The organism is Pseudomonas sp. MG-9 (assembly GCF_018729515.1).
GTDB lineage: Bacteria > Pseudomonadota > Gammaproteobacteria > Pseudomonadales > Pseudomonadaceae > Aquipseudomonas > Aquipseudomonas serboccidentalis.
The window spans coordinates 228775-249892 of sequence record NZ_JAHHZH010000005.1 but is presented as its reverse complement, the minus strand read 5'-3'; the positions used below and the strand labels follow the sequence as shown (position 1 = coordinate 249892).

Here is a 21118-nt window from a genome sequence, read left to right as displayed (position 1 = left end):
CATTTTCAGCAGGCACAAAAAAAGCGGCGCTCAATGCGCCGCTTTTTTGTTAGCGGATGATTACCAGCGACCGCCTCGCCCGCCGTGGTCACCGCGGTTACCGTGATGATCACGCCCGCCCCGGTCGCGATCCCAACTGCCCCCGCGGTGGCCGTCCCAACGGCCACGATCATTGTCGTGCCAGCGGCGGCTCTCGTAGTAGCGCGGCGCTGGTTGGTAGTAACGGGGCGCCGAGTAGTAACGCGGAGCCGGCTGGTAGTAGCGTGGCGCCGCCTGGTAATAGCGCGGGGCCGAGTAATAGGTGCTGCCACCGCGGTAGTAATTGCCGCCACCGCCGTAGTACGCCGGTGCGGGTGAGGTGTAGACCTGCGAGCTGTAATAACTGTCTGCGTAGGAGTAGGGAGCGCAACCGGCAACGGAAAACATCATCGCAGCAAGTAGAAGAATTCGTCGATACATGGCGGCCTCCTGGACCGCGGGTAGCCACACCAGCGACGCTGGCAGGCATCAGTCGTTTATTCGGTGACTGACGAAATATCTGACAGCGTTTTCCGTATCTGGTGCGTTTCCGTAACAAGTTGAAACAAGTGATTGATGAAATCCTGTTCATTTGGAAAACACTGTCATTTAGCCGCCGATCAGTGGTGACCACCGTGATAACCGCCGCCGTGATAACCGCGCCCATACCCGCCACGATAGCCGTAGCCACCGTTGTAATAGCGAGCGCCGCCGTAGTAACGCGGTCCGTAATAGCCACCGTGGTAATACGGCGAGTAATAGCCGGGATAGTAGTAAGTGGCGGGGTAAGCATCGTAGGGACCGGCGTAGTAATAACAACCGGACAAGCCCAGACCGAGCACGGCTCCCAGCAGCACTCGACGCAACCGTTTTGAAATACTCATGACGGCCTCCTGAAAGACCCACGGCCACAGCAGGACAGCGCAGCCGACACAGTTTTGACTGTCAGGTGCGGGGCAAGTGCCGGATTCGGACAGGCTTCAGATCAGTGGTGCTCCCCCCTTTCTGTAGGAGTGAGCCTGCTCGCGATGGCGATTTATTCCGCACATCATCGGAGCATTTCCCAGCGCTATCGCGAGCGGACTCACTCCTACAAATGGCGGGGCCACTTCAGGGGAATACAGGAACGACTATTAGCGCCGCACAGGGAGCAGTTATTTCCCGGCAGTGCCACTAGAATGCTGCCATCGGCTCATCTGCCAACGGAATCGCCCATGCCGCACAGATCTGCACTGTACTCGCAACGCTCGCTGGTTCTGACACTGGTTGCTCTGCTCGGCGCCGGCTTCCTCGCCACTTCGCTGCTCAGCTACTACGCCTCGCGGGCGTCGATCCGCGACAACATCGTCAACACCGAACTGCCGCTGACGTCCGACACGGTCTATTCGGAAATCCAGAAAGACCTCGTCAGACCGATCCTGATTTCCTCGATGATGTCGCGCGATACCTTCATGCGCGACTGGGTGGTGAACGGCGAAAAAGACCCGTTGCAGATGACCCGCTACCTCGACGAGGTCATGACCCATTACGGTGCCTACACCGCGTTCTTCGTCTCCAACAGCAGCCACACCTACTACCACGCCAAGGGTGTGCTCAAGCAGGTGAAGATCGATGAGCCGCGCGACGCCTGGTACTTTCGCGTACGCGACATGAAGACCCCGTATGAGATCAACGTCGACCCGGATCTGGCCAACAAGGACAACCTGACGTTCTTCATCAACTACAAGGTCTACGACTACGACAACCGCTTCATCGGCGCCGCCGGCGTGGGTCTGACGGTGGACGCGGTGATCAAGCTGATCGACAAATACCAACAGCGCTATCAACGCAGTGTTTACTTTGTCGACACCTTCGGCCGACTGGTACTGACTGGTGCCGAGGGCGGGCCGCAGGGGGCGCAGATCGGTCAGAGCCTCGGCGAACTCGAGAGCATGAAGGGCCTGGTCAGCCAGTTGCCCAAACCCCACAGCGGCAGTTACGAGTATTCCGCCCACGGTCAGGGGCATTTCCTCAACGTGCGGTTTATTCCGGAATTGAACTGGTACCTGTTCGTCGACAAGCGCGAGGACGGTGCACTCAGTGACATCCGTCAGTCGCTGTACCTCAACCTGTTGATCTGTCTGCTGGTGACGCTGGGGGTGCTGGTCCTGCTCAATCGCGTGATCCGCCGTTACCAGCGCAAGATCCAGGCGCAGGCCACCCTCGACAGCCTCACCGAACTGCCCAACCGTCGTGGCTTCGACCTGCTCGCCGCACAAGCCCTGCACGAAGCGCACCGCGAGCCGAAGCCGCTGACTGCGCTGCTGCTCGACCTGGATCATTTCAAGACCCTGAACGACACCTACGGACACCTGGCTGGCGATCAAGTACTGATCGGTTTCGCCCGCGACCTGCAAAGTTGCCTGCGCCATTCCGACATCGTCTGCCGCTGGGGCGGTGAGGAATTCATCGTGTTGCTGAAGGACACCGACGGCGACACCGGTCAGAAAATTGCCGAGAAGATCCGCCAGCACGTCGAGCAACACGAATATGCCTACGATGACCACAGCCTGAGTCTGACCGTAAGCATCGGTGTCACCACCCTGCAAGCGGATGACACCTTGCACACCCTGCTGTCCCGGGCCGATCATGCGATGTACCGGGCCAAGCAAACTGGCCGTAACCGCACCTGCGTGGAAATGCCTCACTCGACTTATGCCTGATTCCGACGCTAAACCCGACCTCTGCCCCGCCTGCGGCGCCCGTAACGACTGCAGCCTGGCCGACCCGCGCACCGCCGACCAAGCCTGCTGGTGCTATGGCGTGAGCATCGACCCGGCGGTGCTCGAAGCACTGCCAGCGGCGCTGCGCGACAAATCCTGCCTGTGCCCGCGCTGCGCTCAGGTCGAAGCGCAACTACAAGCAGCAGCTCGGCCGATCCCGTAAGATGCGCGCCCCGTCATCGACTGATTCCTGAACATGCGCGTCGACCGCTTCCTCAGCAACCTGCCCCGCTACAACCGTCAACAGGTTCGCCTGTTGCTGGTGGAAAAGCGCGTGCGGATCGACGGAAAAGTCGTCAGCGACCCGCACAGCGAAGTGCTGGAGTTCAGCCGCGTCGAAGTCGACGAAGAAGTCCTGCAGCTCGGCAAACCGGCGCGCTACTTCATGCTGCACAAGCCGCCGGGTTGCGTCAGCGCCACCCGCGATCCGCAGCACCCCACCGTGCTCGACCTGATCGATGAACCGGACAAGGATGACCTGCACATCGCCGGTCGCCTGGACTTCAACACCACCGGGCTGATGCTGATCACCAACGATGGCGCCTGGTCGCGACGCCTGACCCAGCCGCAGACCAAACTGCCAAAAGTCTATTACGTCGAGACCGAACAGGAGATCGGGCCGGACTATGCGATCACGTTTGCCGAAGGCATCTACTTCGCTTTCGAAGACCTGACCACGCAACCGGCACAGCTCGACGTGCTTGGCCCGAGGACGGCGCGCCTGAGCATCGTCGAGGGCCGCTACCATCAGGTGAAGCGCATGTTTGGCTATTTCGACAATAAAGTGCTGCGCCTGCACCGCGAATCCATGGGGCCGCTGCAGCTCGATGACGCGCTAAAACCGGGCGAGTACCGTGCTTTGCGCACCGAAGAGATTCATTTGTTCTAAGCCGGCGACCGCTCAGCAGAAGTTGTCGAACAATTTACCAACGGCACTTGCGCGATCCCCATCCCACTGCTTGAATCAGGACGTCGGCCAAATTGTGACCGATGAGTCACAACATACATCCAAGAAACTTTTTGCCGGTTGTCAGCCCTCTGGGTTGTGCCTCAACCGGCAGACTGCCCGCCAATAACAATACCCGTCGACCGCAGTCATGGATCGACATGGGCCAAGCAAATTCCAGGCGTATGCCTACCTGTCACAAAGCTCGTGCAATCTCTATTTGCGCGCATACCCGCTTGCTTGCCAGGAGTCTTATGACATGAGGCCAGAAATCGCTGTGCTGGATATACAGGGTCAGTATCGGGTTTACACGGAGTTCTATCGCGCAGACGCCGCAGAAAAGACCATCATCCTGGTCAACGGCTCGATGGCCACGACTGCGTCGTTTGCACAGACTGTGAAAAACCTGCACCCGCAATTCAACGTGGTTTGCTACGACCAGCCCTACGCGGGCAGGTCAAAAATCCACAACCATCACGAGAAACATCTGACGAAGGAAGTCGAAGGGCAGATCCTGCTGGAGCTGATCGACCATTTCGGCGCGGAACACGTGCTGTCGTTCTCCTGGGGCGGCGCGGCCACCCTGGTTGCCCTGGCCCACCAGCCTCGGCGCATCGAGAAAGCCGTGATCAGCTCGTTCTCGCCAGTGATCAACGCGCACATGCTGGATTACCTGGAACGCGGTGTCGATTACCTCGGCCAGCGCGACGGCGATCGCGTCGGGCACCTGGTCAACAGCACCATTGGCAAACACCTGCCGTCACTGTTCAAGCGCTTCAACTATCGCCACGTCAGCAGCCTGGCCGAGCACGAATACGGGCAGATGCATTTCCACATCAGTGACGTACTGCACAGCGATCGCCTGTGCTACCTGAATGCGGCAAAGAAGATCAACGTGCCGGTGCTGTTTCTCAACGGCGAATGGGATGAATACACCGCCGCCGAAGACGCCCGGATATTCGGCAACCACGTGGCACACAGCACCTTCACCACGCTGCAGGCCACCGGGCACTTCCTCGACATGGAGCACAAGGCCGCTTGCCGCGATAGCCAGAACGCCCTGCTCGGTTTCCTGAAACCGTCCCAGCAGTCGAGCCGAACGCGTTACTCGTTCGTTCAGGATCACCATGCACTGGCCATTTGAAAAAGTGTCGTCGCGAGCGAGTCGGCAGGCTCGAACATCAGCGTATCGCCCCTGCCCGACTCGCCCGCGAATGACCGTTTTCAACGCTGTAACGCGCTGCGAGCAAAAGAAAAACTTCAAATCCGCGCCCGACTCTGGTACAAAGTCAGCCGCTCTGAGCGGGTATAGTTTAGTGGCAAAACGAAAGCTTCCCAAGCTTTAGTTGAGGGTTCGATTCCCTCTACCCGCTCCACTCAATTGGGTCTCACGTCGAGGTTATGACGGGGGATGCAGAAACAGAGAAAACCGGCCTTCAGGGTCGGTTTTTTTGTGTCTGGGATTTACCTAGTGGCTCGGACAAGACCTGCAACATACCCATCATCCCGACTCCCCGCCCCAGCCTAGACTGGTTCTTGCCACCGAGCCGAACACAGGACGATGACCGTTCGGTGGTTATAGTGTTGATCAAAAAAACCAGTGGTTATAGTACCCACCAAGCACACCACAAGAAGGTGTTGTGAATAGCCGTTTTTTAATCGGCCAACTCGTCGCAGACGGTTGGTATCTGGTACGGGTCAGAGGCAGTCACCACCACTTCAAACATCCCATCAAACCGGGGCCCGCACCCGAAAAGGATCTGCTCAAAAAAACGGCCATCAGCATTTTGAAACAGGCGCTGGCTTTCACTCACTCCGCCGACAGCGTCCAGGAGGACTACGAACATGCTTTACCCGATCGCAATTTCAATAGGTGATGAAGAACACGCCTGGGGAGTGGAAGTACCGGACATTCCCGGCTGCTTTTCTGCCGGCGATGATCTGGATGATGCCGTCGCGATGGCTCGCGAGGCCATTGAGGGTCATTTCGAAATTTTGGCCGAGGACGGTGCACCAATCCCACCCGCGAGCAAGCTTGGCGTGCATGTAGCGAACCCGCAATACGCGGGCTGTGCTTGGGCTGTGGTTGATATTGACGTCACCAAATACCTGGGCAAGGCGCAGAAACTCAACATCACACTGCCCGGCTATCTGCTCAACCGCATTGATGAATACGTGCTTCATCACCCGGAAGAGAAAAGCCGTTCGGGATTTCTCGCTTCAGCAGCGTTGAAGGTCTTGCAGCAAGGTTGAATGCGACTCCGGCTCTCCGCTAGCATTTCCTCATCACCCACCACCCTCCCCCTGCGCGGCCATCGACGAATACGCGTTTTCACTTTCGAGGGACTCCATGACGCGGCCACTGTGCCGCTGATGATCGAACTCAAAAGAGCACTTCTCCCATGACGCAAAACATTTATGACGATCCCGAATTTTTCCAGGGTTACAGCCAGATGAATCGCTCCATCGGCGGCCTCGATGCCGCGCCGGAGTGGCCGGCGCTCAAGGCGTTGCTGCCATCGATGCACGACTTGAATGTGGTCGACCTCGGCTGCGGGTATGGCTGGTTCAGCCGCTGGGCCAGTGAACACGGCGCCGCCCATGTGCTGGGGGTGGATGTATCGGAAAAGATGCTGGAGCGGGCGCGCGAAACCACCACGGCTGCGAACATTCGCTACGAACGCGCCGACCTTGAACTTCTCGACTTGCCCGCCTGCAGTTTCGATCTGGCCTACAGCTCGCTGGCATTGCACTACATCAGGGATTTACCGGGGCTGTTCGCTCATCTGTACGCGGCGCTGAAACCCGGTTCACACTTCGTGTTTTCCATTGAGCACCCGATCTTCATGGCCCCGCGCAATCCGGGCTGGTTGATCGACAGTGACGGGCGCAAGCGCTGGCCGCTGGACAGTTATCAGATGGAAGGTGAGCGGGTGACCAACTGGCTGGCCGACGGGGTGATCAAGCAGCACCGCACGATGGGCACGCTGTTGAATTCGCTGATTGATGCCGGGTTCACAATTCGCCACGTCAACGAATGGGGCCCGAGCGATGCTGAGGTGGCGGCGCAACCGGCGCTGGCTGAAGAGCGGGAGCGGCCGATGATGATGTTGGTGGCGGTGCAGCGCTAACTCACGGAATGCGCATTGTGGCGAGGGCGCTTGTTCCCGCTGGGGGCGAAGCACTACGAAGATCTTGGGCCTGCTACGCAGTCCAGCGGGAGCGAGCTCCCTCGCCACAGGATAGGTGTTTGTCTTTAGCGTGTCGCGACGATGAACAACCGCGGAAACGGTAACAGCACCGAACCATCCGCCAACGCCGGATACGCCTCGGCAACCGCCGCCAGATACTCCTGCAGATACTGCCCCCGCTCGTCTTCGCTCAGCGGCTTCAGAAACGGAATCAGGCCACTGCCCTTGAACCACTCCACCACTCCCGCCGCCCCGCCCGACAATTGATGGTGGTAGGTGGTGCGCCACACATCGACCCGTGAACAGTGCGGGCGCAACATCGAGAAGTACTCGCTGGCGCTCGCCATGTCGGTGCGCTGCCCGGCAGCGCCTGCCAGTTTGGCGGCCCATGGGCCGTTGGCGGCGACTTCACGCATCAGTCGATGGGAAGGCTCGTTGAGGTTGTCCGGCATCTGGATCGCCAGGCTGCCGCCGGGGGACATTTTACCGGCCAGCGCCGGCAGCAGCGTCGCGTGATCCGGCAGCCACTGCAGTACTGCGTTGGCAAAGATCACATCGAACGGACCGGCATCAGCCCAACGGTCGATTTCGGCCACCTCGAACTGCAACTGCGGCAAGCGCTTGCGCGCGGCGTCGATCATGTCCGGCGAGCTGTCCAGGCCACTGACTTTTGCCTGCGCAAAACGCTGTACCAATAGCTCTGTCGAGTTGCCGGGACCACAACCGATATCAACCACCGTTCGCGCTTCGGCCGTGGGGATCGCTGCCAGCAGATCACGGGCCGGGCGAGTGCGTTCATCTTCGAAAGCGACGTATTGTTTGGCGGACCAACTCATGGCGTTCTCCTGTCGGGACATTCCAGCGGTTCGTCACGATACAGGCAGCCCGGCGAGCAGTTCCACAGTGACTCATTGCAAACGGTGTCAGCCAACGTCCTGCTTATCTCGGTTTCGTCGATTGTCATGTAATTTGCGACCGTCCGTCGAGCCAGACAAAAGCGTTTTTGACAGCTAAAAAAATCTACCTATAGTCAATTTGCGGCAGTCGGAAGGAACCCGATTACAGATGCATTCGTGCAAGGAGCGCGGCCTGCCCGTCCCTCATGACCGATGGGTTCCCCCAGTAGTGTGCTCGCAAAAGCCATACGGCAAGCAAGCGTCGTCGTGCCTGGATTGCAGTCCGACGTTCACTATGAAAAAGGAGCATTACCATGTCTCGAGTTACGGATATTCTGGTTTCCATCGACACCGAAACCATTCTGAAAAAGTATCCAAACATCAGCAAGGATCCGAAGAACCCCACGCTGATCGACTGGCATCATGTGTACATGGTCACCAACCAGGACAACGTCGTCAGCGGACAGGCCGGTGGCGAACTGGATCTCAAGGCGCAGGTCGGCGACCTGATCCGATGGCGTGAAACCAGCCTGTCGCAGAGCTTCGAACAGGCGGTGATTTTCTACAAGTTCATCGGCAACGCAGGGGCCGAACTGATCTCCCCACCCTCGCCGCGCAAGGCCACAGCGTGCGTTGCAGTGCCGAATCGCGAAAATCCATCCGTGCCGAGCTGCCAGAAAGTCGATAACCATTACTGGTCATCCGAGACTCTGGACTGTGGCCGCGTGACCTATCACTTCCACTTCCTGATCGTCGACCGCAACTGCCAGATCATCGGCTGCTGCTCGTGGGATCCGTTCATTTCCATCCACAACTGACGATGCGCGAGCCCCTTGGCAACGAGGGGCTCCACCGATCCGATGCCGCCCCGGCCGGAACAGGATGTCTTGCCTTGACCGAAGCGGCCGCCCGTTTGTAGCGACGTCATGAAAGGAATCCATGATGACTTCCGAACCGACCCCGTCCCCCTCAACTACCGCCACCAACGCGCAAAAGGTGTTGCTGATCATCGATGCCGAATCACTGCTTTCGCGCTATCCGACACCCAGCCAGGATCCGGAGAATCCCACGGACGTTGACGATGGATTTGTTTTTTTGGCCATGGGTAACAACTCAAAAAAAATAGTTACAAATGACAGTACAACTAAAGTCCCTGTCGAGATGGACCGTGACATTCATTTTCGCGCAAGAAGCGTCAGCCTGATCGCCGAGCACAGCGTGGTTGTCTACCGCATGACCGTCGATAACAGCAGCGTACTCTCTGCTCCCCAACTGCAAGTTCACACCGGCCTCACCGTCCCTGCACCCAACCCTGAATCTCCGTCCGAGCCTGGTAGCCACAAGGCAGACGACCACTTCTGGACATGCACCCCAAAAGCCCCCGGCACCGCCCAGTGCGAGTTGGGCTTCATGCTGGTCAATCAGCAGTGTGAGGTGGCGGGGTTCTTTCGGTGGCAGGTTGGGGTTGAACTGACGTCCTGAACATACTCATGTCGAAGCCGGTCGCAAGACCGGTTTTTGAGGGACACGCCTGCAAAAAACAGAATTTTCGCAACGCCGTCACTGTCTGAATTTCAGGCAAATCCAATAAGGAACACGGCAATGAAATTCGCGAAGATTTCCCAGAAGCTCGCCCTGTGGGCCGGTAGCCCCAAGACTTTCATGGGGGCGTTGATCCTGATTGGGATGTGGGGGTTGAGCGGGCCGATATTTGATTACAACGACACCTGGCAACTGATCATCAATACCTCGACCACCATCATCACATTCCTGATGGTGTTCCTGATCCAGAACACGCAGAACCGCGACACCGACATCCTGCACCTCAAGCTCGATGAGTTGCTGCGCGTCAACAAGGAAGCGCAGAACGCGATGCTCGGCCTCGAATCGCTGGACCTCAAGCAACTGGAGGCGCTGCGCAAGCATTACCGCAGCCTGGGCGAAAGCGAGGTGTTCAACCTTGATGGGCTGGGGGAAAAGAGCAAGCCGAAGCAGGATCTGAATGACTGTTAGAAGCAGATCAAAAGATCGCAGCTTTCGGCAGCTCCTGCATAGAACGGTGTAGGAGCTGCCGAAGGCTGCGATCTTTTGATTGTGAGTGGAATCAACGGCTGGCTTGCAGCGCCCGAGCCATTTCCAGATGGTTTTGCAGCTTCGGCAAGGTTTCGTCGGCAAATGCCTTGATCTCTGGCACGTCGGTGGTCTGTGCCTCTTGCTGGATCTGCTGGATGGCTTCTTCGGTCGCTTTCACCTGGCTCGCGGCGTAGGCCTGATCGAAGGTTTCACCGTCCTTGACCTGCGGGATCATGGTTTTGGCCTTGTCGGCGATTTCTTCACGGGGAGCGACCGGCAGGTCGAGTTTCTTCGCGATCTTCGCCAGATGCTGGTTGGCCGTGGTGCGGTCATTGATGACGACGATGGTGTAGTCCTTGACCTCTTTGGATTCGGACTTCTGATGCGCCAGGCGACTGGCTTCGATGTCGGCCATGCCTTTGGCCGAAGCATCGTTGATGAAATCGGCAGGCGACTGGGCAGCGGCGCCGCTGGCGAACGCACTGCTGGCGAACAGTCCCAACAACGTGACAAAACTGAAACGACGTACCTGGGTGGCCATCCGGCTCATGGTCGCGCCCTCCTTCTCTTCAAATTCAAGCGGGAGCTTGCGCCCCCGCCTCTCAATCAAAACGACCTCACCGACTACTTCGATTTCTGCGCAGGCTTGCGACCCATTTCGGTTTTCGCAGGCTCTTTATCGACCGTCGTGGTGGTGGTTTTCCCACCCTTGCGACCGGCTTCAGACGCCTTCGTTCGATCGTTGGCAAAGTTTCCCGAGTTCGAGTTTCTTGAATTAGGCATGATTCTCTTCCTCTTGGAGTTGATCGTTGGCGAGCAAGTGCCCGCCTAGATTGAGAATTGCCGGACCGACAAAGGTTTAGAAAAGTTGCCGGCGCCGCGACGAACGGCGCGCAATTTTCAGATATCCATCACCCGATGGTTGAGGCGTTTGGCGGCATACATCGCCTGGTCGGCATGCCGGAACAGTTGTTGTTCCTCGCGGCCATGTTCGGGGTAGCGGGCCACGCCGATACTCGGCTCGATATGCAGGTCATGGCCGTCCAGGCGCATCGGTTGCACCAGCACCTGTCGGATCTTTGCCGCCACGCTGTCGGCGTCTTCGGCGGCGTGCACGCTGTGCAACAGCACCACGAATTCGTCGCCACCAATGCGCGCCACGGTATCGGTATCGCGCACACAGCCCTTGAGCCGACTCGCCACCGTCTGCAGCAGCATGTCGCCGACCGCGTGACCGAAGGTGTCGTTGACCTGCTTGAAGCGATCCAGATCGACGTACAGCAACGCCATGTTCCCCGAGGCATCCCGGGCGCAAGTCAGCGCCGCCTTGAGGCGGTCCTTCAGCAGTTCGCGATTGGGCAACTGGGTCAACTGATCGTACTGCGCCATGCGCTTGAGCCGCGCGTGCAACTGCTGACGCTCGATGGCGGTGGCGATCTGGGCGCAAACGTATTGCAGCAGTTCCTTGTCCTGTTCGGTGTAACGCTCACCGCCCGGCAGGCTTTTGACGATCAGCGCGCCGATGGTGCCGTTTTTCGAGTTCAGCGGCACCCCGAGCCAGCACGGTGAATCCTGTCCGGCCACCAGCGCCGCGAAATCGGGTGGGGAGTCGGGGCTGTCCGGTGTCAGCAAAATCGGCTGGCCGCTGCGCACAACTTCCGCGCACAGGCGGCCGGTGACGGTGCCCGGTTGCTCAGGCTGCAACTCATGATCGTCGACGTGATAGGGAAAATTCAGCTGCGCGCAGCGCTCGTCGTACAGCGCCACGGAGAAATTCAGCGCCGGCAGCCATTCGCCGATGATCAGGTGAATACGCTTGAACAGTGCCAGCAGGTCTTCGGCCACGTGCGCCGCTTCGGAAATCGCATACAGCGCCGCCTGCCGTGATTCGGCCTGCTTGCGTTCGGTGATGTCGCGGGCCACGGCGATGCGCAGTTGATCGACCTCGGACCAGCGCGCCGACCACAGGATGTGCACGATGCGCCCGTCCTTGCGCACGTAGCGGTTTTCAAAGTTGTGCTTGGGCTCGCCGCCCATGATGTCGCGGGCGGCGGCGAGGGTGCGCTGGCGGTCTGCCGGATGCACCAGTTCGATCATCGGCCGGCCGATCAACTCGTCAGGCGTGTAACCGAAAATGCGCTCGCAAGCCGCACTGACAAAAACGAAACGGCCTTGCTTGTCGACGGCGCAGACGGCGTCCAGCAACAGGTCCATATAACTTGCCAACGGCGCGGAATTTCGGCTTTCCATGGTTCAGCGTGGGTGTCCGGGCTATGCAGCAATAATCCACCATCCCTGACCCTTTTGATCCCGCGTCCATGCATCCAGCGTCAAGCCTTGTTCGGCAGCAATCCCGGCAGCGCATGCACCAGCGCGTTGATCGCAAAACCGATGAACATCACCCCGCACAGGCGCGTGATCATGAGTTCATGGCGTTGATACAGCGTGCGCACCCGTCGGGCACCGACAACCCCAATCAAAATAGCGTAAGCCAGCAATCCGCCGAGAAAGCTCAGGGCGATCAGCGCTGGCAGCATCGACCAGTTGAGCAGTTCGGCGCGGCTCGACAGCAGCGCGGTAAAGGTCGCCACCGCCACCGGGTAGGCCTTGGGATTGGTCAGGCCGAACAGGATGCCGTGCCAGAACGGCTGGCGCGCCGCGCCCTGCGGCTGATCATCGCTGCGCCGCTGGGCCCGCACCGCCCGCCAGCCGAGCCAGAACAGGTACAAGCCGCTGAGCACGCCGAGCACATCGAACGCGGTGCTGCCGATCTCCCGGGCGCCGACGATCGCAATCAACGCGGTGCTGCACCAGACCACATCGCCGAGCAGGTGTCCACAGAGAAACCCCGCCCCGGCGCGCCGACCATGCGCCGCGCCGATGCCGAACACCGCCAGCACCCCCGGCCCCGGCGTGATGCCATAGATGAAACCCGAAGCCAGAACGGCCATAAGCAGCGATGGAGTCATGAAATACCTGCAGGCGCCAGCACAAATGATGGCCAGTCTATATCAGCGCAATGTGTCTGTTCACGGCTCGTCGTAAAAACGCATGCCCGCATACGGTTTCAACCGACAGGCTACCAGTCGCGATGCCAAATCGCCGACGTGGGCTTCGAGCTTGTGCCCGTCCGGGTCAAGAAAGTAGAACGACGCACCTTCGCTGCGGTTGTCGCGCCATTCCCGCACGTTGGCCGCTTTCAGCTTTTGAGTGAACGCCGGAAAATCCGCCTGATCGAGGCTGAAGGCGTAATGCGTGTAGTCGACGGATGGTTCGGCGCCGCGCTGCGCATCCAGCGACAGACACAACCACAGCCCCGGCAGCGACAGGTAGGCACCGGCGTCCCACGTGGCTTCGACGCGCAGATTCAGCACATCACGATAGAACGCCAGGCTGCGGGGCAAGTCGCTGACGGCGAGGGTCAGGTGGTTGAGGCCGGTGAGCATGGGGTCAGTAACCTCTGAGGTCTTCAGGGACGTTGTACTGTTGGCCATCGTACGTCAGGGTGATCTGCTTTTTCTTCAGCTCGGTGGTTTTCGAAACGCACTGACTTGCGGATTGGGTGTTTTTCATTTTGCTGCCGCTGGTGGTGACGATCAGATCGGCGAAACCATTGTGGCTCGATGGAGCGATCTCGAGCGTCCTGCGGATTTTTTTGCTGTAGCCCTCGCAGTCATTCATGAACTCACCGTTGTCCTTGAACACCACCAGGCCTTCAAGCACCGGGCGCAGGCTGTCACCTTCGCGCACATACAGCGCCAGATCAGTCTTCTCGTAGGGAATGGCATGGGAACTGTGCACGAATTTCGCTCGCAGCCCAAAAGCCCGGACGTCCGGCGTCAGTCGGTAGCGCGCCGTATCAATGCGCACATCGTCCAGCTGCACAGCATCGGAGTTATAGGCGCCCGGCTTATGGTAGGTGGCGATCGGTTTGGCGTTGCTCGCATTGAGTATCGCCAGATCCAGATCGAACACCCCGGCATCGTCCCCACCGGAATCGGCGAGGTAGGTGGACTTGACCGAGATCGCCTGACTCGGGAACGCCGGCCAGACGTTGCAGCGCGACATGGATTTACCGTCGAAACTCTTGGTGGTGCACGCGGCCTGGGCTTGGGTGGTGATGGCCAGCAATGTGAAAGCCAAGAGGAACGTGTTTTTGAAGGTCATGTTTCTTCCTTGATAAATGTCTGGTGCGCGGCTGTTAGACGAATGGCACCCAGGTTCAAGTATGACGCTGTAGTATGTTGCACTACAAACCACTACACCGAGACCATCATGTCCGTCATGTCTTTGCGTCTTCCCGATGAAATTGCCGACACCCTCGCCAACCTCGCCAAGGCGACCGGGCGTAGCAAGTCTTATCTGGCAGTGGATGCGCTTCGCGAGTATCTCGCGCGGGAAGCCTGGCAAATCGAAGAGATCCAGCAAGCGTTGAAAGAAGCCGACGCCGGAGACTTCGCTTCTGCCGATGAAGTCAGCACCATCGCCAACAAATGGAATGCCAATGCGCGTTGAGTGGCTACGTACCGCGCTAAAAAATCTCGATGACGAAGCGGCCTACATCGCGATTGAAAATCCGAAAGCTGCTTCAGAGTTCGTCCAAGCCATCCTCGACTGCGTCGATCATCTCGCCCGATTTCCTGCCTCCGGACGCGAGGGGCGTCTGGCCGGAACAAGAGAATGGGCGCTACCTGATCGCCCCTATCTGATTCCATACCGGGTTCGTCAGGGCCGACTCCAGGTTCTGCGCATATTCCATACTCGCCGGTTTCCTCCCAGCATGTGGTAATGGATACTCAAGCATCACTCCTCATCCCCTCCTCAATCCTGCGATTCAACCAGTTCAACGCCTGATCCGCCCCTCGTCGCTTGTGCCATGCCAACACAAAGGTGAACGGCGCGATCTCGAACGGTGGTGGCAACACAATCAGTTCCTGCTGATCGATCTCACGCACACTGCGCGACGACACGGTGAGGATCAAATCGGTACCGCTGATCAGCTCTGGCGCGACGTTCCAGTGCGGCAGGCTGATGGCGACGCGGCGGCGCTCGCGCAGTGAGGTCAGCGCCCGTTCGATTTCCGGGGTGCCGCTGCCGCGCATTTCCAGCAAGACGTGCGGGCGCGACAGGTACGTCGGCAGATCCAGAACCCCATCGGCCGGCAAGGTGCGGCGATCCAGCAGGCAGACGTAGCGCTCCTCGAACAGCGGCGTGCTGCGCAACTCGTTGGGCATTTCCGGAAACACGCCGGCGGCCACATCGATATCGCCGTTGAGCACGCCTTCCAGCATGCCTTCGCGGCTGGCGTGGCTGATTTGCAGGTCGATGCCCGGGGCTTCGCGGCGCAGGGTGCGAATCAGCCCGGGCAGGATGATCGCTGCCCCGTAGTCGGACATCGCCACGCGAAAGGTCCGCCGCGCGCTGGCCGGGTCGAAGGCGTTCGGCGCCAGCAGCGATTGCACTTGGGCGAGCGCTTCGGCCAGCGGCGCAACCAGCTCCAGCGCTCGCGCCGTGGGCACCAGAGTCGAGCCGGCACGCACCAGCAGTGGATCGCCAAGCAAGTCGCGCAATCGCGCCAACGCATGACTGACCGCCGGCTGGCTCAGGTGCAGACGCTCGGCGGCGCGGGTGACGTGTTGCTCGCTGAGCAAGGCGTCGAGGATCACCAGCAGATTGAGGTCGATACGGCGCAGATCATTCATCTTGTGCATGTTCTGAATGACAAAACGGAATTTAAATCTGCTCGACGAATACCTTAGAGTCCAGCAAAACCTGTTGGAGATTGATCATGAGTACGTTGCAGTGGACCGGTTTGTTGTTGCTGGCCGCGTTTGCCGGGGCGGTGGTGCCGTTCCAGAGTGCGATCAACAGCAATCTGGCGCGCGGGCTCGGGCATCCGCTGTGGGCGACTTTGGCCTCGTTGCTGGTGAGTGTTCTGGTGCTGCTGCCGGTGATTCTGGCGTTGCGCCTGCCGCTGCCGTCACTGGAATCCATCAACAAGGCACCGTTGTGGATGTGGGCTGGCGGTGCGTTTGGCGTGTGCTTTGTGGCGCTGGCGGTGATGTTGCTGCCTAGGCTCGGCGCGTCGGGGTTTGTCGCGTTGGCGTTGGCCGGGCAGGTGATCGCGTCGATGGTGCTCGATCACTTCGGGTGGTTCGGCCTGGTGGAGAAACAGCTGACGGTGTCGCGGGTGTTGGGGGCGTTGTTGCTGATTGGCGGGGTGGTGTTGATTCAGTTTGGAGGGGTGTTTGAGAGGGAGGCGGCGGTTGGTTAATCCAGATAGTGACTCAATGTCTGGAAGTCAGTCATCGCGAGCAGGCTCACTCCTACAGTTGGAATGCGTTCCCCTGTAGGAGTGAGCCTGCTCGCGATGGTGTCAGAAGTGACGCCGCAAATCTCAGAACTTGTCGAGGCTGTACCCTTTCAAAACGCGTTGCGGAAAATCTCCTCGATCTGCCGCTGATCCGCCGCTCGCGGGTTGGTCAGGCCGCACGCATCTTTCAGCGCATTGATGGCAAGCACCGGGATGTCGCTGAGCTTGGCGCCGAGTTCGCGCAGGCCGCCAGGAATGTCGACATCCTTGGCCAGGCAGCGAATTGCGTTGATCGCCGCCTGTGCGCCCTCTTCCGGGCTGAAACCGCGAACGTCCGCGCCCATCGCATGGGCCACGTCAGTCAGGCGTTCGGCGCAGACCAGCGCGTTGAAGGTCTGCACATGCGGCAGCAACACGGCGTTGCACACGCCATGGGGCAAGTCGTAGAAACCGCCCAACTGGTGCGCCATCGCGTGCACGTAGCCGAGCGACGCATTGTTGAACGCCATCCCGGCGAGGAACTGCGCATAAGCCATGTTCTCCCGCGCCGCGAGGTCGCTGCCGTCACGCACAGCCAAACGCAGGTTGTTGCTGATCAAGGTCATGGCCTTCAGCGCACAGGCGTCGGTGATCGGGTTGGCCGCAGTCGAAACGTAGGCTTCAATGGCGTGGGTCAGCGCGTCCATGCCGGTGGCGGCAGTCAGGCTTTTCGGCATGGCGACCATCAGCGCCGGGTCATTGACCGACAGCAGCGGCGTGACGTTGCGGTCGACGATGGCCATTTTCACGTGGCGCGATTCGTCGGTGATGATGCAGAAACGCGTCATCTCGCTGGCGGTGCCGGCGGTGGTATTGATGGCGATCAGCGGCAGTTGCGGCTTGCTCGATTGATCGACGCCTTCGTAGTCGCGGATCTGCCCGCCATTGGTCGCACACAGCGCAATGCCCTTGGCGCAGTCGTGGGGCGAACCACCGCCCAGCGACACCACGAAATCGCAGCGGCTTTCCTTGAGCAGCCCCAGCCCGGACTCGACGTTGGCAATGCTCGGGTTCGGTTTGGCGCCATCGAAGATCACCGAGTCGATGTCCTGCATCGCCAGTTTCTCGGCAAGCATGGTGGCCACGCCGGCCTTGGCCAGCCCGGTGTCGGTGACGATCAGCGCCTTGCGAAACCCGTAGTTGCGAATCGCAACCATGGCTTCGTCGAGGCATCCATTGCCCATGATGTTTACGGCCGGAATGAAAAAGGTGCTGCTCATGCGCGTCTCCTGACAGGGGCCGAATCGACTGCTCCGATACGGCGGATGTGCACAGGATCGACCGATCGGTCACGTCCGATGTTGATCTGGCTCAATGCCCGCTCGTGATAAAGTCGCCGTCCATCCGCCCTTTGTTTTGAGACTGCCCACGCAATGACCGATTTTCTGGATGTCGACGCCACCCTCGAAGACTGGAGCGCCCTGCGCGCCACCGCCGACTTCAATGGTCTGCTGGTGGGCAATGGCGCCAGCCGCGCGGTGTGGGACGACTTCGGCTACGACTCGCTGTTCGAAAACGCGCGCACGGTGGAAGAGAAACCGCTGAGCCCGTCGGAACTGAGCGTGTTCGACGCGATGCAGACACGCAGCTTCGAGCAAGTGCTCGGCGCGCTGAAAACCACCAGCCGGGTCAACAAGGCGCTGGCCGTCAGCTCGGCCGCACCGCGCAATCGCTACTACGCGATCAAGGAAGCGCTGATCAACACCGTGCACGCGGTGCACATCCCGTGGCGACTGGTGCAGGCCACAACCCTGGCGACGCTCAACGAAGAACTGGCGCGCTATCGCACGGTGTTCACCACCAATTACGACCTGCTCAATTACTGGGCGATCCAGCACCAGAGCGAGGCCATCGACGACCTGTTCAACGGTCCCGACGCCAGTTTCGACCTGAGCGAAAGCACCAGCGCCAAACCGCACTTGCTGTACCTGCACGGCGGCCTGCACCTGGTGCGCAATCAGGACGGCACCGCGCGCAAACTGACCTCGACCGAGGGCACCCTGCTCGGCAGTTTCGCGATCAACAACACGATCAAGACGCTGGACGATGTGCCGCTGTTCGTCAACGAAGGGCCGAGCGCAGACAAGCTCAAGACTATCCGCAGCTCGGATTATCTGTCGTTCTGCTATGAGCAGTTACTGGGGCATGGCGACAGTCTGTGCATCTTCGGCCATGCCTTGGGCGAGCAGGACGCTCATATTGTGCGCGCCTTGCGGTTGGCGAAACCGAAGACCGTGGCGATCTCGATTTATCCGCGCAGTGCGGCGTTCATTCAGCATCAGAAGCGGCATTACGCGAAGGTGTTTGAAGGGACTGGGGTTGCGTTGCGGTTCTTTGATTCGAAGACGCATGCGTTGGGGAATCCGGAGCTTTCGGTTCCCGTCGAGGTTTAAAGCAAGATCAAAAGATCGCAGCCTTCGGCAGCTCCTACATTAGTTGGAATGCGTTCCCCCTGTAGGAGCTGCCGAAGGCTGCGATCTTTTGATTTGTTGCTTCATTCTTCGGCGCTGTGCACCACCACCAGCAACTGCGCCTGCACCTCGCCCACCGACCTGATCCGGTGTGGCTTTTGCGCATTGAAGTGCAGCGCATCGCCACGCTCCAGCAGCACCCGCTCGTTCATGAAATCCACTTCCACCTGCCCTTCGTGGACGAACAGAAACTCCTCGCCCATATGCTCCTTGAAGGTCTTGTCGGTGAATTCGCTCGGCGGGTAGATGATGAACGGCAGCAGGTTGCGTTCGCTGACCTGATGCGCCAGCACCGCATACCCGGGGCTCTGATCGTTGGCCGCCAGTGACTGGCGTTCGTGGCTGCGCACCAGGCTGTAGCTGTCGAGGCTGACGTTGTCCTCGGAGAACAGTTCTTCAACCTTCACGTTCAGTGCTTTCGCCAGTTTCAGCGCTGCAGCGATCGACGGGGTGTTCAACCCACGCTCGACTTTCGACAGGTAACTCTTGGTCATGCCGGATTTTTCGGCCAGAGCCTCAAGCGTTACCCCAAGTTTTTTTCTCAATAATTTCAAACGGATAGACATGCGCAGCGGTTATTCCATTGAGGAAGCGACGATTTGTGCTTGCCAATGACACTTTGTGTCATATAGCCTCTTTCGTGTCATTTGCACTCACCCAAAGGACACAGACATGGCCAAGACATTAGCACTACCTAAAGAACAACTGGTCAAGCAAGCGCTGACCCAGATGCAAAAAAGCCTGGCGGATAATACGTGGACTGACCGGCAAAAGCTGGCGCTGACCTGCCGGATCCTGTTCGAAAGCGGTCACGATTCCGGTCTGGCCGGACAGATCACGGCGCGCGGCCCGCAACCCGGCACCTATTACACTCAGCAACTGGGCCTGGGTTTCGATGAAATCACCGCAAGCAATCTGCTGCTGGTCAACGAAGACCTGGAAGTGCTCGAAGGGCACGGCATGGCCAACCCGGCCAACCGTTTCCACAGCTGGGTCTACCGCGCCCGGCCGGACGTGAACTGCATCATCCACACGCACCCGACGCACATTGCCGCGCTGTCGATGCTGGAAGTGCCGCTGCAGATTTCCCACATGGACCTGTGCCCACTGTACGACGACTGCGCGTTTCTCGAAGGCTGGCCGGGGGTACCGGTGGGTAACGAAGAAGGCGAACTGATCGCTGGAGCACTGGGCGACAAGCGCGCGATTCTGCTCTCGCACCACGGCCAGCTGTCGACCGGCATCACGATTGAAGAAGCCTGTGTCATCGCCCAACTGATCGAGCGCGCCGCCAGGCTGCAATTGCTGGCGATGGCGGCCGGCGAGATCAAGCCGATCATTCCGGCGTTGGGGCGCGAGGCCCATGACTGGGTGTCGAAGCCCAAACGCCACGCCGCCGCTTTCAACTACTACGCTCGGCAGAACCTGCGCCAACACGCCGATTGCCTGAACTGATTTCAGCTTTTTCCGGAGACTCATCATGTCCAACATTCACGGCATCATCGGCTACACCATCACCCCGTTCGGCGCCAACGGCGAAGGCCTCGACCTACCTGCCCTCGGCCAATCGATCGATCGCCTGATCGACAGCGGCGTCCACGCCATCGCCCCGCTGGGCAGCACCGGCGAAGGCGCCTACCTGAGTGACGCCGAGTGGGATCAAGTCGCCGGGTTCAGCATCAAGCACGTCGCCAAACGGGTGCCGACCATCGTCAGCGTGTCCGATCTGACCACCGCCAAAGCCATCCGCCGCGCACGCTTCGCCGAAGCCCACGGCGCTGACGTGGTGATGGTGCTGCCAGCCTCGTACTGGAAGCTCAGCGAAGCGGAGATTCTTGCTCACTACCGTGCGATCGGCGACAGCATCGGCGTGCCGATCATGCTCTACAACAACCCGGCCACCAGCGGCACCGACATGTCGGTGGAGCTGATTCTGCGCATCGTCAACGGCGTGGAAAACGTGACCATGGTCAAGGAGAGTACCGGCGACATTCAGCGCATGCACAAGCTGCAATTGCTCGGCGAAAGTCAGGTGCCGTTCTACAACGGCTGCAATCCGCTGGCGCTGGAGGCGTTTGCCGCCGGGGCCAAGGGTTGGTGCACCGCCGCGCCGAACCTGATCCCGCAACTGAACCTGGACCTGTACGCCGCATCGTTGGCAGGTGATCTGGACCGTGCGCGCGAACTGTTCTATCGCCAGTTGCCGCTGCTGGACTTCATTCTCAAGGGCGGTTTGCCGGCGACGATCAAGGCTGGATTGTGTCAGACGGGGCTTGAAGTGGGCGATCCACGCTTGCCGGTGTTCCCGTTGAGTGAGGCAGGGCAAGGTCAGTTGCAAGCGATCCTCAAGACCCTGCGCTGATCTCAGGCAAAACAAAAAACCTGTAGGAGCTGTCGAGTGAAACGAGG

Annotated in this window: 27 protein-coding genes, 1 tRNA gene and 1 pseudogene; 17 read left to right on the top strand and 12 right to left on the bottom strand. The window is 59.5% G+C overall.

The features are described 5' to 3' along the window. Positions 1-60 precede the first annotated feature (60 nt). Positions 61-459, bottom strand: coding sequence for a hypothetical protein (locus KKQ10_RS15020; protein WP_215501546.1), 399 nt, complete (start codon positions 457-459; stop codon positions 61-63). 179 nt (positions 460-638) lie between these two features. After that, positions 639-902 (bottom strand): hypothetical protein, encoded by a 264-nt coding sequence (locus KKQ10_RS15015; protein ID WP_127649728.1) that lies wholly within the window; start codon positions 900-902, stop codon positions 639-641. Between the two features lie 330 nt (positions 903-1232). Here KKQ10_RS15015 and KKQ10_RS15010 point away from each other — a divergent pair, with 330 nt between their 5' ends. From KKQ10_RS15010 to KKQ10_RS14975, 8 genes and pseudogenes are all read left to right on the top strand, one after another. Beyond that, entirely contained in the window at positions 1233-2720 is a 1488-nt protein-coding gene (locus tag KKQ10_RS15010; RefSeq protein WP_215501545.1) for a sensor domain-containing diguanylate cyclase, read from the top strand. Beyond that, positions 2713-2943, top strand: a complete 231-nt coding sequence (locus tag KKQ10_RS15005; RefSeq protein ID WP_127649726.1) for a cysteine-rich CWC family protein — start codon at positions 2713-2715, stop codon at positions 2941-2943. Before KKQ10_RS15010 ends, KKQ10_RS15005 begins: the two co-directional genes overlap by 8 nt. A 33-nt stretch (positions 2944-2976) precedes the next feature. Then, positions 2977-3669, top strand: a complete 693-nt coding sequence (locus KKQ10_RS15000) for a pseudouridine synthase (RefSeq protein ID WP_215501544.1) — start codon at positions 2977-2979, stop codon at positions 3667-3669. A 316-nt stretch (positions 3670-3985) separates the two neighbouring features. Beyond that, positions 3986-4870: an alpha/beta fold hydrolase gene (locus KKQ10_RS14995; RefSeq protein WP_215501543.1), complete on the top strand. Its 885-nt coding sequence runs from the start codon at positions 3986-3988 to the stop codon at positions 4868-4870. Positions 4871-5028: 158 nt separating this feature from the next. Next, positions 5029-5102: transfer RNA gene (locus KKQ10_RS14990), tRNA-Gly, on the top strand. 264 nt (positions 5103-5366) lie between these two features. Then, positions 5367-5528, top strand: a pseudogene (locus tag KKQ10_RS28390) (type II toxin-antitoxin system HicA family toxin); the annotation flags it as partial. Positions 5529-5571: 43 nt separating this feature from the next. After that, a complete protein-coding gene (locus KKQ10_RS14980) occupies positions 5572-5979 on the top strand; it encodes a type II toxin-antitoxin system HicB family antitoxin (RefSeq protein WP_047292246.1) in 408 nt (135 codons plus the stop codon). Positions 5980-6128: 149 nt separating this feature from the next. After that, complete coding sequence (locus KKQ10_RS14975; protein ID WP_215501541.1) at positions 6129-6857, top strand: class I SAM-dependent methyltransferase; 729 nt, start codon at positions 6129-6131, stop codon at positions 6855-6857. A gap of 125 nt (positions 6858-6982) precedes the next feature. Here the strand turns inward: KKQ10_RS14975 and tam are convergent, their stop codons facing one another. Then, positions 6983-7753 carry a trans-aconitate 2-methyltransferase gene (tam, locus tag KKQ10_RS14970; protein WP_215501540.1) on the bottom strand — a complete coding sequence of 257 codons (771 nt, stop codon included), beginning with the start codon at positions 7751-7753 and terminating at the stop codon, positions 6983-6985. Positions 7754-8127: 374 nt separating this feature from the next. Here tam and KKQ10_RS14965 point away from each other — a divergent pair, with 374 nt between their 5' ends. The 3 genes from KKQ10_RS14965 to KKQ10_RS14955 all read left to right on the top strand — a co-directional run bounded on the left by KKQ10_RS14965 (position 8128) and on the right by KKQ10_RS14955 (position 9826). Next, positions 8128-8631: an inclusion body family protein gene (locus KKQ10_RS14965; protein WP_215501539.1), complete on the top strand. Its 504-nt coding sequence runs from the start codon at positions 8128-8130 to the stop codon at positions 8629-8631. Between the two features lie 124 nt (positions 8632-8755). Next, positions 8756-9295: an AidA/PixA family protein gene (locus KKQ10_RS14960; RefSeq protein ID WP_215501538.1), complete on the top strand. Its 540-nt coding sequence runs from the start codon at positions 8756-8758 to the stop codon at positions 9293-9295. Positions 9296-9415: 120 nt separating this feature from the next. After that, positions 9416-9826: a low affinity iron permease family protein gene (locus KKQ10_RS14955; protein ID WP_127649718.1), complete on the top strand. Its 411-nt coding sequence runs from the start codon at positions 9416-9418 to the stop codon at positions 9824-9826. Positions 9827-9917: 91 nt separating this feature from the next. Here KKQ10_RS14955 and KKQ10_RS14950 read toward each other — a convergent pair whose 3' ends face one another. From KKQ10_RS14950 to KKQ10_RS14925, 6 genes are all read right to left on the bottom strand, one after another. Further along, entirely contained in the window at positions 9918-10436 is a 519-nt protein-coding gene (locus KKQ10_RS14950; protein WP_215501537.1) for a DUF4142 domain-containing protein, read from the bottom strand. 74 nt (positions 10437-10510) lie between these two features. Then, positions 10511-10669: a KGG domain-containing protein gene (locus KKQ10_RS14945; protein ID WP_003222499.1), complete on the bottom strand. Its 159-nt coding sequence runs from the start codon at positions 10667-10669 to the stop codon at positions 10511-10513. A gap of 117 nt (positions 10670-10786) precedes the next feature. After that, a complete protein-coding gene (locus KKQ10_RS14940) occupies positions 10787-12136 on the bottom strand; it encodes a sensor domain-containing protein (protein WP_215501536.1) in 1350 nt (449 codons plus the stop codon). A gap of 80 nt (positions 12137-12216) precedes the next feature. Then, positions 12217-12855 (bottom strand): LysE family translocator, encoded by a 639-nt coding sequence (locus KKQ10_RS14935; RefSeq protein WP_086792039.1) that lies wholly within the window; start codon positions 12853-12855, stop codon positions 12217-12219. A gap of 60 nt (positions 12856-12915) precedes the next feature. Next, positions 12916-13332: a fosfomycin resistance glutathione transferase gene (gene fos, locus KKQ10_RS14930; protein ID WP_215501535.1), complete on the bottom strand. Its 417-nt coding sequence runs from the start codon at positions 13330-13332 to the stop codon at positions 12916-12918. A 4-nt stretch (positions 13333-13336) separates the two neighbouring features. Continuing rightward, positions 13337-14053 (bottom strand): PA3715 family protein, encoded by a 717-nt coding sequence (locus KKQ10_RS14925; RefSeq protein ID WP_215501534.1) that lies wholly within the window; start codon positions 14051-14053, stop codon positions 13337-13339. A 108-nt stretch (positions 14054-14161) separates the two neighbouring features. Between KKQ10_RS14925 and relB the strand changes: the two genes are divergently transcribed. Both relB and KKQ10_RS14915 read left to right on the top strand, forming a co-directional pair. After that, complete coding sequence (relB, locus tag KKQ10_RS14920; protein WP_215501533.1) at positions 14162-14401, top strand: type II toxin-antitoxin system RelB family antitoxin; 240 nt, start codon at positions 14162-14164, stop codon at positions 14399-14401. Further along, positions 14391-14675: a type II toxin-antitoxin system RelE/ParE family toxin gene (locus tag KKQ10_RS14915; protein WP_215501532.1), complete on the top strand. Its 285-nt coding sequence runs from the start codon at positions 14391-14393 to the stop codon at positions 14673-14675. Before relB ends, KKQ10_RS14915 begins: the two co-directional genes overlap by 11 nt. Before the next feature lie 7 nt (positions 14676-14682). Here the strand turns inward: KKQ10_RS14915 and KKQ10_RS14910 are convergent, their stop codons facing one another. Then, positions 14683-15597 carry a LysR family transcriptional regulator gene (locus tag KKQ10_RS14910; RefSeq protein ID WP_215501531.1) on the bottom strand — a complete coding sequence of 305 codons (915 nt, stop codon included), beginning with the start codon at positions 15595-15597 and terminating at the stop codon, positions 14683-14685. Positions 15598-15674: 77 nt separating this feature from the next. Here KKQ10_RS14910 and KKQ10_RS14905 point away from each other — a divergent pair, with 77 nt between their 5' ends. Then, complete coding sequence (locus KKQ10_RS14905; protein WP_215501530.1) at positions 15675-16160, top strand: DMT family transporter; 486 nt, start codon at positions 15675-15677, stop codon at positions 16158-16160. Positions 16161-16309: 149 nt separating this feature from the next. Here KKQ10_RS14905 and yiaY read toward each other — a convergent pair whose 3' ends face one another. Beyond that, positions 16310-17458 carry an L-threonine dehydrogenase gene (gene yiaY / locus KKQ10_RS14900; protein WP_215501529.1) on the bottom strand — a complete coding sequence of 383 codons (1149 nt, stop codon included), beginning with the start codon at positions 17456-17458 and terminating at the stop codon, positions 16310-16312. A gap of 153 nt (positions 17459-17611) precedes the next feature. Here yiaY and KKQ10_RS14895 point away from each other — a divergent pair, with 153 nt between their 5' ends. Beyond that, the gene (locus KKQ10_RS14895) at positions 17612-18631 is read left to right on the top strand and encodes a DUF4917 family protein (RefSeq protein ID WP_215501528.1); all 1020 of its coding nucleotides are present in this window, start codon (positions 17612-17614) and stop codon (positions 18629-18631) included. Between the two features lie 101 nt (positions 18632-18732). On the opposite strand, the gene KKQ10_RS14890 is transcribed toward KKQ10_RS14895, so the two are convergent. Further along, entirely contained in the window at positions 18733-19275 is a 543-nt protein-coding gene (locus tag KKQ10_RS14890; RefSeq protein ID WP_127649707.1) for a helix-turn-helix domain-containing protein, read from the bottom strand. A gap of 106 nt (positions 19276-19381) precedes the next feature. Between KKQ10_RS14890 and KKQ10_RS14885 the strand changes: the two genes are divergently transcribed. Beyond that, positions 19382-20164, top strand: a complete 783-nt coding sequence (locus KKQ10_RS14885) for an aldolase (RefSeq protein WP_215501527.1) — start codon at positions 19382-19384, stop codon at positions 20162-20164. A 22-nt stretch (positions 20165-20186) separates the two neighbouring features. Further along, positions 20187-21071 (top strand): dihydrodipicolinate synthase family protein, encoded by an 885-nt coding sequence (locus KKQ10_RS14880; protein ID WP_215501699.1) that lies wholly within the window; start codon positions 20187-20189, stop codon positions 21069-21071. The last annotated feature ends 47 nt before the right edge of the window (positions 21072-21118 follow it).